At 32.9% G+C, this 12,709-nt stretch carries 7 protein-coding genes; 4 read left to right on the top strand and 3 right to left on the bottom strand.

The window, feature by feature from the left end:
* Nucleotides 1–118: 118 nt before the first annotated feature.
* A complete protein-coding gene (locus tag Q0829_RS10050) occupies nt 119–1,870 on the bottom strand; it encodes an AraC family transcriptional regulator (protein ID WP_298542044.1) in 1,752 nt (583 codons plus the stop codon).
* A 515-nt stretch (nt 1,871–2,385) separates the two neighbouring features.
* Here Q0829_RS10050 and Q0829_RS10045 point away from each other — a divergent pair.
* Both Q0829_RS10045 and Q0829_RS10040 read left to right on the top strand, forming a co-directional pair.
* Complete coding sequence (locus tag Q0829_RS10045; protein WP_298542043.1) at nt 2,386–3,090, top strand: hypothetical protein; 705 nt, start codon at nt 2,386–2,388, stop codon at nt 3,088–3,090.
* 127 nt (nt 3,091–3,217) lie between these two features.
* Entirely contained in the window at nt 3,218–3,388 is a 171-nt protein-coding gene (locus tag Q0829_RS10040; protein WP_298542041.1) for a hypothetical protein, read from the top strand.
* Nucleotides 3,389–3,703: 315 nt separating this feature from the next.
* On the opposite strand, the gene Q0829_RS10035 is transcribed toward Q0829_RS10040, so the two are convergent.
* Nucleotides 3,704–4,777, bottom strand: a complete 1,074-nt coding sequence (locus tag Q0829_RS10035; protein ID WP_298542039.1) for a PA0069 family radical SAM protein — start codon at nt 4,775–4,777, stop codon at nt 3,704–3,706.
* A gap of 127 nt (nt 4,778–4,904) precedes the next feature.
* Here Q0829_RS10035 and Q0829_RS10030 point away from each other — a divergent pair, with 127 nt between their 5' ends.
* Nucleotides 4,905–5,894: a TIR domain-containing protein gene (locus tag Q0829_RS10030; protein WP_298542037.1), complete on the top strand. Its 990-nt coding sequence runs from the start codon at nt 4,905–4,907 to the stop codon at nt 5,892–5,894.
* Nucleotides 5,895–5,954: 60 nt separating this feature from the next.
* Here Q0829_RS10030 and Q0829_RS10025 read toward each other — a convergent pair whose 3' ends face one another.
* Nucleotides 5,955–6,923, bottom strand: a complete 969-nt coding sequence (locus tag Q0829_RS10025; RefSeq protein WP_298542036.1) for an MBL fold metallo-hydrolase — start codon at nt 6,921–6,923, stop codon at nt 5,955–5,957.
* A gap of 232 nt (nt 6,924–7,155) precedes the next feature.
* On the opposite strand from Q0829_RS10025, the gene Q0829_RS10020 reads away from it, so the two are divergent.
* Complete coding sequence (locus Q0829_RS10020; protein ID WP_298542034.1) at nt 7,156–12,684, top strand: MG2 domain-containing protein; 5,529 nt, start codon at nt 7,156–7,158, stop codon at nt 12,682–12,684.
* Nucleotides 12,685–12,709: the final 25 nt, after the last annotated feature.

Raw genomic sequence — 12,709 nt, 5'->3', positions numbered from 1 at the left:
AACCTGATAAACAGATATTTGTGTGTAAAAGATAGGTTCAATTCCGAAAGAACTAAGTGAACCCTAAATTTATAAATACAGGGTGTTTTTAACCGATTTTAATCTTAAAAAGAAGACGTTATTTTTTAGATTTTAGCTTTTTTATGTAAAAAGAGGGAAGCAAACCTGTATGAATTTTGAAGTATTTAGAAAAGGAATCTGCAGTTTTATAACCTACTTCTTCCGCAATCGATTTTATTGAATATGATCTAAACTTAGAATCGTTTTTTAATCTAAGGATTGCATAATTAATTCTTAGATCATTAATGTAGGTGTTGAAGTTTTTACTAAAATGTGCATTGATTACTTTAGATAAATATGAGGTATTTGTATTCACCTTTTTTGCGACATTGTAAAGATTACATTCTGTTTTTAAATAATACTCTTGCGATTCTACTTTTTTTAACCCAAGTAGGATTTGTTCGTATAATTCATCACTGATGTCTAATTGGTTCGATTGTGCTTCTAATTTAGCATCTTTGGTGTCTATAACCGGAGTGGTTGTATCATTAGTTGTTAAAATGGAAGAGCTCTGGCTTTCTTGTTTTTCTATTTTGGTAAGTAAGTTTTCAAACTTAGTCTTATTATTCCTTTTTACTCTTTGAAAAAAGAAGACGACCAAAACTAATCCTAGCATAACTATAACTAGCCCAATTTGCGAATAGGTTAATTTGTTCTTTTGTTGCTGTTTTTGACTTTCAAGATTAGAAATCTCATTTTGATAATCGCTTAGCGTTATATCTTGAACTTTTCTAGATGCAGATGATTTTTTACTATTTAGTTTGCTTAGGCTTAGAATGTGTTTCTCATAATATTCATTGGATTTTTCTATATCACCATTCATCTTATAAGCTTGTCCAAGTAATTTATAACATTTACTGATTTCATCAGAATTGCTGTATTTTTTGGTAAGAATTACTAAGGATTCCGAGAGTACCTTGATACTTTCTTTATAGTCTTTTTGTGCTAGTTTGCATGCTCCTATTAAATTCAAAATCTTTCCTAAAAATACAATGTCATTAGCTTCATAACAAAGGTTTTTCGCTTGATCTAAAAAGGTAAGTGCATTGGTGTAATCTTGTTGATTCTGATAAATAATACCTCGGTGCATCAGAAGGTCAATATGAACATTATTAACTTTTACTTTTTTTGTAAGTGCTAGTCCTTTATTATTTGCATACAATGCAGAATCTAATTGATTTAATTGAATGTAAGCTTCGGAGATTCGAGCATTGAAAAGCATTACTCCTTCTTGAATTTTTTTTTCGGATCTGCTATAGGGTTTTTTAAGGAGATTTTTTTCGCTGTTTTTAAGCTCTTTTAATGCAGTACGAAAATCACCAGTTCTTAGTTTTATAAAAGCTAGATTACTCTTTACTCCAGAAATGAAGCCTTTGTTATCTAATTTCTGAGCTATATTCAAGGCTTTAGAGTAGGCTATACTGGCATTATCATACTCTTCAATATCAAAATAATGATTTCCTTTCAGGTTGGTTACGTACAATCTTTCAAAATCCATTTTATTATCTACCGCAATAGATGCTCCATTTTCCAGATACGCTATAGCTAAACTATTATTACCTGAATTAAGATTCGCAACGCTTAAATGGACTAAGGCATCTATCATACCTTTAGGGTCTTTATTGTCAAAAGCTATTTTATATAGGATATTACTTAAGGAAATAATTTCATCAATTTTACTTTCATCCAGCGCTTCTATTTGAAGACGAATATCTTCCACATTTTTGGCAATTATAATATCATCGACTTGGGCAATTACATTGTTAAAAAATAATATAGCAGAAAAGATAAGTAGACGATGAAATCTCATAAAATGGCTATAACCTTGGGTGAAGCACCAAAAATAACTAAAAAAGCTTCAAAATAACTTCAATTGACCATCTTTATAAGATTGATGCAAATTGCAATTTAAGGATGTTCTGTTTTCTTCTGTGAAGTACTTTTTTCTGGTAACTCTGGGTTATAATTGAGAAGCGTATAGAATTCTGTTAAGAACTAAGATGATTTTTATAGCACTTAATAATTATTGATATACTTAGTCTATAAATAAGATATAGTCAATAAAATGGTTTTTCTATCAAAACTGCCCAAATAGGGTGGGTTAGTAAGAAGGATAAAGAACTATTTTTATATCATATTAATAACAGGTTTAATAGTTATAAGTGTTTGTTAATTAGTTTTTTATTTGTTTTTTTAGAGAATTACAAATACCAAGGTTTTAGAACATATCTACATTATTAGAAGATTTAAATCTAGGTTCAATACCTTCTGAAGAAATAAAAACCACTTCTGTACTATTAAAACCTACTTAAAAATTAAAAAATCATGAAATCAAACAAAGAAGTTAGAATTCTTTTTTTATTACTCTCATTTTCTTTAGCAATCAGTTGTGAAAAACAAGAACCGTTGGAAGACCAAAATATAATTGATGATGAGCTTTCCAAGTTTATGGCGGATTATAATCTAACTTTAAGAGATGAAGCTAAGAATGACTTGGACGTGATTAAATTTTCTTCTGTAGCGGATGCTAGCTTGTTTCTTGATAATGTCGAAACCAAAACTGGTTTTGACAAGCTTTTTATTCAAAGTATTTTAGGAAAGAACATACAAGAAGAAGATTGGAAAGAGCTAATTTTTCAGAGCGACAGGAGAAAATCTCTAGAAGATAATCTATTGTTGCAAAAAAGTAATTTTCCAATTGACAGTCCACTATTCCCGGATTCTGGAGATGGTTCTTTTGATCAATCTTATCTTCCTTATAATAGTATACAAGTTGGATTAGCTTGGGATAGTAATAACAATTTAACTAACGTAAATAGTCAATTAAATGGGCTTACGTTGGGTCATGAATGGGAACAAGTATCTTGGTCTCAGCGAGGTTATGCTGATGGCGTGTATTATTTTGAAATTACCTATACGGAAACATACGGAATTCAGGTAGGAGGTATTGATATGACTATTAGTGAAACGAGAACTGTAAGAGGGGGATATGATTCAAATACCGGATTCGGATATTTATTAGATAATTAAAGAATAAGCATATCATGGATAATAGCTTTTAGTAATTTAATTTATAAAAGTTAATCGATTACAATTAATTTTGGGGAAGCCGAAAACCAAAATAAAAGAGTAGGTATCACAAATTAAATTTTAATTTATGAAGAATTTTAGTTTAGATAAACTTAGATGTTATGAAATGTCAAAAAGTATAACTAAAAAAGTAAATGGCGGTGATGTTATTGACGACTGCGTTGCAACTGCCGAAAGAGATGGTAATGATTGGATGATTGATAAATGTTATGAGATACTTGGAGATCTTATTGTTTAATTATTAACGCTAATAAATTTTTGCAAAATCATCCAGATCTCTATATAAATGATTATTCTGGATGGTTTTGTTATATAATTCAATTACTCTTTTCCAATAGTATGATTAACCTTGTTTTTGAACAATAAAAACCAGTAGTTTATTTCAAGATTATCCTTCCGTAGTCTAGTTTTTGTAGATGATTTTTTAATAGAATTAGTTTACTCGTATTTTGATTTCTTTAGTTATTTTTTTGAACTTATTTTATATTTCTTGGTGATAATATCCAATATATCTGGAGCTAAAAATTCTATTTAAAAGACTTTATACAAATTACTAAAATAACTTCAATTGACCATCTTTATAAGATTGATGCAAATTGCAATTTAAGGATGTTCTGTTTTCTTTTGTGAAGTACTTTTTTCTGGCAATAGCGAACATCTGATGAATCTGATCAGCAATTTTTCCGGATCCTTTCATTCTTCTTCCGAATTCACTATCATTAAGGTTCCCTTGATGACATTCCATAATTTGGTGTAAAATTTTGTCTTTGCGATCGGGAAGTGTGTTTTCTAGCCATTTAGTAAAAATCTGTCCTATAGCACCGTTTAATCTTACAACCGTGTATCCTATACTTTTAGCTCCACGTTTTGAAACTTCTTTAGAAAGACTTAGTATTTCATGATTATTGATAGATGGAATAATTGGAGCCATCATCACATTAGTCGGTACACCAGATTCATTTAGTTTTTCTAAGGTTTCTAATCGTTTTTTGATACTAGCCGTTCTGGGTTCTAATATTCTTCTTGTTTCTTCATTAAGTGATGTTATAGATAAAAACACAGATACCAGATTATTTTCTGCAAGTTTAGAAAGAATATCTAGATCCCTTAATATAAGTGCATTTTTGGTAATGATTCCGACAGGATGTCGATACTTTAGAAATATTTCCAGAAGCTGTCTAGTAATTTTAAGTTTTTTTTCTGCTGGTTGATAACAATCGGTATTCCCTGAGAGCGCAATGGGATATGCTTTCCAGTTTTTACTTTTTAGTTTTTTATCCAATAGCTCAGGAGCATTTTTTTTAACTAAAATTTTACTTTCAAAATCCAATCCCGCTCCATAACCCCAATATTCGTGAGAGTTTCTAGCATAACAATATACACATCCATGTTCACATCCTTGATATGGATTTAGAGAATACATCATACCAACATCAGGACTACTCACTTTGTTCACGATCGTTTTAGGAAAAGTCTCGATAAAAGTGGTTTTATAGTCATGTATAGACTCTCCCTCTTTTTGAAGGTAATTAAGAAAATCATCCCTTAATTCGTAGTTGTTAACAGAAAAACGATTATGTACTTTTTCCTGTGCCCCTCTTCCTTTTAAATGTTTTTTTGGCTCCAAAACGTGTAATTTTTACGGTTTAAAAGTAAAACTTTTGTTGGAATATTTCCAATAAAAAATGGAATAATTCCAAATAAAGGAAGTAATTTTGTAATAGGTCAGATTTAGGTTAAAAAAATAGTCAGTGATGAAGAATAAAAGTTATGAATATGATGTTGCTTTATCTTTTGCAGGAGAGAATAGGGCATATGTGGAGGAAGTGGCAAATAGCTTGAAAACAAAAGGTATCAAAGTGTTTTATGATCTGTTTGAGGAGGCTAATTTGTGGGGAAAAAACTTATACGAATATTTGTCAGAGATCTATCAAAATAAAGCAAGATATACGGTACTTTTTGTATCCAGTTTTTATAATAAAAAATTATGGACAAATCATGAGAGAGTTTCGATGCAAGCAAGAGCATTTCAGGAAAGCAGAGAATATATATTACCTGCTAGATTCGATAATACAGAAATTCCCGGAATTCTCAAAACGATCGGTTATATCAATCTGGAAAATAAGACTCCAGAAGAATTAGCCATTCTTATCGAAAATAAGTTAAAGAAGGATCAAACATTTTTCAGAAACCGATGGTCGAAACTCTCTACTATGATTAATCCCAAGCCTTTTATTTTTACCATTAAAGTGGTGGATGAAAAAAACCAATTGGTCAAACATGCTAAAGTGGTACTAGTAGCAAATAATTCGACCTATTTAGAAGGGTTTACGGATGAGAATGGATTAGCACATTTTGTAATTAGAACCAGGAAGCTATATACTGTACTTATCGCACATTCAGAATATCCGGCTGTAATTTTCCATAGTATGAATCCAAAGGAAGATATTAAAGTTACTATTGAAAAGTCGAATAATTCAGGGTCGGTTATTATCAATAAATCAGGTCATATTCCCGGTATCTCCGGTAAAATAGAACCTGTATTGAAACCTGATAAAGGATTGAGTTTATATGCTGATAATATTGCTATCGAAGGAGGAAAGGATCAACCGTACGATTTTGAACTTAATAAAGCGATATCTTTAGAAGATAATGGCGGAAATGTAGTGCATTTAACCTTTAGGTTTTTTCAAGGAAGAATTGCTTTAATTGATTTTTATAAAAATAGCTCGATTAAATCATAATATAATTAAATACCCATAAAGGACATATAGCCTCTATGGATATAAAGAATTGAAAGTTTGTCAATTGATTATAAACGTTTCACCATCTTCAGGTATCTGGATTAATTGCTCAACCCCTTCTTTGATAAGTTGCTTTTTAAGATCTTTTCTTTTAATGAAGCAATGGTTTAATGTGTTCATATGTACAGTTAATATCTCGGCATTAGTGGCATTTTTATGAACCTCTATGATGTCTTCTGGAGTCATTGTAATTGGATCTCCCTTTTTATTGCCTTCAATGAATTGTGCGCCACCAGCATTTAATACAATGATATCAGGATTATATTGCGATATTGTGGATTTTACTTCTTTTGCCCATCTGGTGTCTCCTGCAACATATATTTTTTTATTTGATGTAGCGAAAACAAAACCCGAAACTTCTCCCATAAGTTCACCTACTTTACCAAAACCGTGTTGTCCTCCAGTTCTTGATAAGGTAATTTCTTCCCAGATCGTTTCTTTTTGAATCACTTTTACGTTTGTAAAACCTTGGCTCCTAATCAATTCTTCATCGGACGGCTGAACAAATATCAACTTGTCCTTAGGTATTAATTGTTGTGCCTTTGGATCCCAGTGATCTAGGTGAGTATGAGTAACAAAAACAGCATCTGTTTCATCTACAATATTTTTAATTTCTCTTTCACTGATTGGTAAATCAACCATTGGGTTTCTGAAATCATTTCCGGCTCCATCAAATGCAGGAAATGCTCCTTTTTCAGCAAACATAGGATCTATAAGTAGTTTTTTTCCACCAAAGTTTATAACAAGAGTTGCATTACGGAGCAGCCTTATGCTTTCGGTACTTTCTTGATTATTAGGAATCCTGATATTTCGATCTGTCGTTTTCATATTGGATATTTCTTTGGTTTTAATAAATTCTTTATTAAACTTACCCTGCTTTGGTCTAAATAAGGAGTCGCTATCTATTGTTTTAGCTATGGCTAGAGAACTTACTATCAAAACGGTAAGGAAAGCAATTGAATTTTTCATAATGCTTTTTATTATATGTGTAAATGTTGGTATTCTTGATTTATGCAACAAAAATACCTCGCCTTTTACATTAAGTGCATATATATTTCTCCTTTATCATTATACATATCACCCAACGATGAATCTCTAGATAAACTCTTCTTTTTAATTAAAATCCAAAATTCACTATTTTCAGGGGATAACCTCGTTTAAAAATGTCTTACATTTATAAGATCAACTAAAATCATTCAATATGCGATTATCACGTATCCTGTATCTTCTCTTATGTATTGTATTTGTTTTTTCTTGTAAAAAGAAAGATGCCAAAGCTATAGCAGAAGCAAATGCCTCAGAACTTAATAAATATCAAGAGTATATTTCGGATGTATCTACTGGAGTAATTTCGGTTCTAGATAATGTGTATGTTGTTTTGCAGACACCGGTAGAAGGTTGGGACGATAACCAAGAGCTTTCTGATAAAGTGCTTTCAGTTTCACCTAGTGTAAAAGGAAGAGTATTTGCTGTAAATAATCAAACTATTGCTTTTCAGCCAGAAAGAGGTTTTAAAGAAGACACGGAATACACATTTACGTTGAATTTAGAAGGATTGGTCAAAGATCTAAAAGAAGACCTAGATGATGAATTTGTTTTTAGCGTTAAGACCTTAAAGCAACAATTTTCAATAATTACAGATAATCTCCAATCCTACAGTAAGGATTGGCAATATGTTAATGGAACAATTTCTTCGAGTGATCAATTAAGTTTCGATACAGCAAAACAATTAATTACAGCTACCCAAAAAGGTAAAGATGTATCAGTGACTTTTGGAGAATCACTTGATAAAAGCCGTCAGTTTAGTTTTAGAATAGACAGCATACAGCGTTTTGAAGAAGATTCGGAAGTAGCCATAAAATGGTCAGGAAAATCATTTGATATAGATACAGAAGGAGAGGATGTTTTGATGGTGCCAGGAAAGAATAACTTTTCTGTAATAAGCGTTTCTGTTTCTACCTTCCAAGGACAATATGTAGAGATCAATTTTTCGGATCCATTGAAAAAAAATCAAAACTTTGATGGTTTAGTAACCATAGCAGGAGCAAAAGATCTAAAATATACAGTAAAAGGCCAGAACCTGAAAGTATATCCAAAACAGGAACTAAAAGGAACATTAGAGGTAACGGTTTTTGAAGGAATTAAAAGTATCGACAACTACAAACTAAAGAATACCTATTCTGAGAATATTTCGTTTCAGCAACCCAAACCAGAAGTTAAATTATTACAGAGTGGGGTGATTTTACCAACTTCAGAGAATCTAAAATTTAATTTCGAAGCAATAAACCTCCGAGCAGTGGAGGTTCAGGTTGTTAAAGTATTTGAGAATAATGTGTTGCAATTTTTACAGAATAACAACCTCGACGGATCGAATAACTTAAGAAGCGTGGCTAGACCAGTTGCTAAAAAACTGATCAACCTCCAGGAAAATGCCTCTCTAAATTTAAGTAAATGGAACGCTTTTGCCATAGATCTAAAAGAATTGATTTCGCCCGATCCAGGAGCTATTTATAGAGTAGAACTAAAGTATAATAAAGCATATTCTCTTTATAAATGTGATGGAGTAGCAGCAGATGAAACATCAATTGATGAACTTTCGGAGAATTATGATGCGGAAGAAGAAGAATCTAGCTTCTGGGATAGTTCTCAGTATTACTATGATGAGTATTATGATTATGATTGGAATGAAAGAGATGATCCGTGTAGCAATTCATTTTACAGAAATAAAAAGGTTGCAGCAAATGTACTAGCCTCTAATCTGGGAGTAGTCATAAAAAAAGGATTAAACAATTCATATATAGTAACTGTTAATGATATCCTTACTACAAACCCCATTCCTAATGTAAAAGTTGCCTTTTATAACTATCAGCAACAAGAAATAGGAGTTGCTACTACAGATGCACAGGGTATGTCAGGATTTGATGCAGATAAACCCGCGTTCTTTGCTATTGCTACATCAGGTAAGCAACAAACTTATGTTAAATTGAATGACGGTAATGCTTTGTCGGTTAGTAAATTTGATGTTTCTGGAGTACGATTACAAAAAGGAATTAAAGGATATATCTATGGAGAACGTGGTGTTTGGCGTCCCGGAGATACATTGTTTCTTTCATTTATGCTTAATGATAATGCGAATAAACTACCAAAGGGACATCCGGTTAAATTTGAATTAAAGGATCCTTATGGAAAAGTAGTGCACCAGGAAACCAAGACAGAAGGAATTGGTAATTTCTATAAATTTATTGTAGAAACTTCTGATGAAGCACCTACCGGAAACTGGCAGGCCAAAGTAAATGTTGGTGGAGCAAGCTTTTCTAAATCATTAAAAATTGAAACGATTAAACCGAACCGTCTTAAAATTAAAGCAAATTTTGATGATGAAGTACTAGGGGCAAATAAAAGTATAACAGGCGATTTAGAGGTATTGTGGTTACATGGAGCAATAGCTAAAAATCTTCAAACAGATATTAATGCTCGTTTTAGCCCTAAGAGGACCAGTTTTAAAACGTTTCCAGGATATATTTTTGATGATCCATCAAGAAGATTTGGGACAGATGAACAAGAAGTATTTAGAGGTAAACTTTCTTCAGAAGGAAAAGTAAACTTTTCTATGAAACCAACATTAGAAAGTAAAGCAGCAGGAATGCTAAGGGCTTCATTTATAACCAAAGTGTATGAAACCGGAGGCGATTTTAGTACTGATGTCATTTCGAAGGACTTTTCACCTTATGAAACCTATATTGGATTAAATGTTCCCAAAGGAGATAAAGCAAGAGGAATGTTACTTACAGATACGCAGCATAATTTTGAAGTAGTTTCTGTGGACAAAAAAGGGAATCCAAAATCTGTTAAGGACTTAGAAGTTTATGTTTATAAAGTAAACTGGAGATGGTGGTGGGATACATCAGAAGATAATCTATCCTCTTACAATCGAGGATCATATCGTAATGAAGTATTTAAAACTAAAGTAACTACTGATAACAGTGGTAAAGCCAATTTTAATTTCGAAATTAAATATCCAGAATGGGGGCGATATCTGGTAAGAGTTGTAGATCCAAATGATGGTCATGCAACCGGTAAAGCAATTTATGTAGATTGGCCAGGTTGGGCTGGTAGAGCTAATAAAAATGATCCATCTGCAGCAACGATGTTAATGTTCTCTGCTGATAAAAGCACGTACAATGTTGGAGAAACGGCAACAGTGACATTTCCATCCAGTGAAGGAGGAAGAGCTTTGGTTACCGTAGAAAATGGTACTGAAGTATTATCCTCATTATGGGTAACTCCACAAAAAGGGGAAACCAAATTCGAATTACCAATAGAAGATCTGTATACACCAAATGTATATATACATATCACCTTATTACAACCACATAGTTCTACCGCTAACGATCTGCCCATACGATTGTATGGTGTGATACCTATTTCTGTAGAAAATCCTGCTACTAGGGTTACACCTGTGGTAAAAATGCCAGATGTTTTACGTCCGGAAGAAACAATTGGTGTAAAAATTAGTGAAACAAGTGGAAAAGCGATGACCTATTCTATAGCGATAGTGGATGAAGGATTATTGGACCTAACAAGATTTAAAACGCCTAATCCTTGGAATACTTTCTACGCCAGAGAAGCATTGGGAGTAAAAACCTGGGATGTATATGATGATGTAATTGGAGCATACGGAGGAAGTATTAACCAAATCTTTAGCATCGGAGGTGATGAAGAAGCTGGTGGTAGTAAATCTAAAAAAGCAAATCGATTTAAACCAATGGTTGTTTATAAAGGGCCTTTTGAACTTAAAAAAGGAGAAACGAAGTCTCATAAAATCAAAATCCCAAAATATATTGGTTCCGTTAGAACCATGATTGTAGCTTCAGACGCTACAAATGCAGCGTACGGAAGTGTTGAAAAAACCACTCCTGTAAGAAAACCATTAATGGTATTGACCTCGATTCCTAGAAAAATTACACCAGGCGAAAAAGTGACAATTCCTGTTACCGTTTTTGCCATGGAAAACAAGGTGAAGGATGTGAATGTGACTCTAAAACCTAATAAAGGATTTACAGTTGTTGGAGAGACCAGCCAGCGTCTTAATTTTTCGCAACCTGATGAAAAAATGGTCTATTTTGACATAGAAGTGATAGAAGGAGTTTCGATTACAGATATAGAAGTGGTTGCTAGCGGAAATGGAGAAAAAGCTTCTTATAGTATTCCTATTGATATTATCAATCCAAACCCAATGACTACCGAGATCACCTCGATAGTTTTGGAACCAAATAGTGAGCAAGAGTTAGATTTTGCATCTTTCGGGGTGGATGGAAGTAATAGTACTACGATCGAACTTTCTTCGTTACCACCTATGAATTTTGAAGGTAGACTAAAGTATTTGATTCGATATCCTCATGGGTGTGTCGAGCAAACTACATCAGCAGCATTTCCGCAGTTATATTTAGGGGATGTATTTACATTGCCTTCTGAGAAGAAAAATAAAATACAGCGTAATATGGAAGCTGCTATCTATAGGCTAAAAAGCTTTATCCAGCCCAATGGAGGAATGTCATATTGGCCAGGATACAGTAACGCCAATGATTGGGGAACGAGTTATGCGGGACACTTTTTACTGGAAGCTAATAAAAAGGGATATGTATTACCAATTGGATTTAAAAGCAATTGGATTAATTACCAACAACAACAAGCAAAGCGATGGAGAAGCGGAGGTAGTGATCTTGCGCAAGCATATAGATTGTATACGCTAGCTTTAGCAGGAAGCCCTGACTTGTCATCTATGAATAGACTAAGAGAGACATCTAATCTTTCTAACGATGCTAAATTAAGATTAGCAGCAGCCTATGGATTGATTGGACAGAAGAGTGCAGCCGACAAATTATTGAATAGTTCCAATATTGATTTTCAGCCAAGAAAAAACTATTACCATACCTATGGATCTACAAACAGAAATCGAGCCATGGCGTTAGAGACATTGGTGTTGTTAGATCAAAAAGCAAAAGCACAAAAAGTGGCAGAAGCATTGGCTAAAGAATTATCTTCAAAACGTTGGATGAGTACCCAAACTAGTTCATACGCTTTAATGGCTATGGCTAAATATGCAACCTATGTAGGAGGGAAGGGAATAGAAGTTAATTACACACTTAATGGAAAATCCAATAGTGCAAATACCAATAAAACTTTACTGTCTTCTGGTGAATTATCTATTACTAAAAATAATAAGTTATTGCTAAAAAATAATAAGGATAACACCATTTTTGTGCAACTGGCAACTAGCGGAATTCTACCTGTTGGTGAGGAGAAAGTAATACAAAGTAATTTTAAAGCGATTGTTGACTATAAAAATCGAGATGGAAGAATCATTGATGTTACTAAGTTATCTCAAGGAACCGATTTTGTGGCAGAAGTAACGATAACCAATACTTCTGGAAGTAATGTAAAAGATATCGCCTTAACAGAGATTTTCCCATCAGGATGGGAAGTAGTTAATACTCGTTTCACCGATTTCGGATCTTTTAGGACTAACAAAGTCACCTATACAGATATTCGAGATGATCGTGTTAATTTCTATTTTGATCTAAAGCCAAAAGAAAGTAAAACGGTAACATTACTATTGAATGCTTCGTATTTAGGAAAGTATTATTTACCAGGTATTCAATCCGAAGCCATGTATGATAATGACTATCTAGTGCGTACCAAAGGTAAATGGATTGAGGTAGTGAAATAGAAGTTAAGTAGTATGTAGCCGATAT

This window comes from uncultured Aquimarina sp., from assembly GCF_947492405.1.
GTDB lineage: Bacteria > Bacteroidota > Bacteroidia > Flavobacteriales > Flavobacteriaceae > Aquimarina.
The sequence above is the reverse complement of the archived record's forward strand: the minus strand, read 5'-3'. Positions and strand labels throughout refer to the sequence as shown.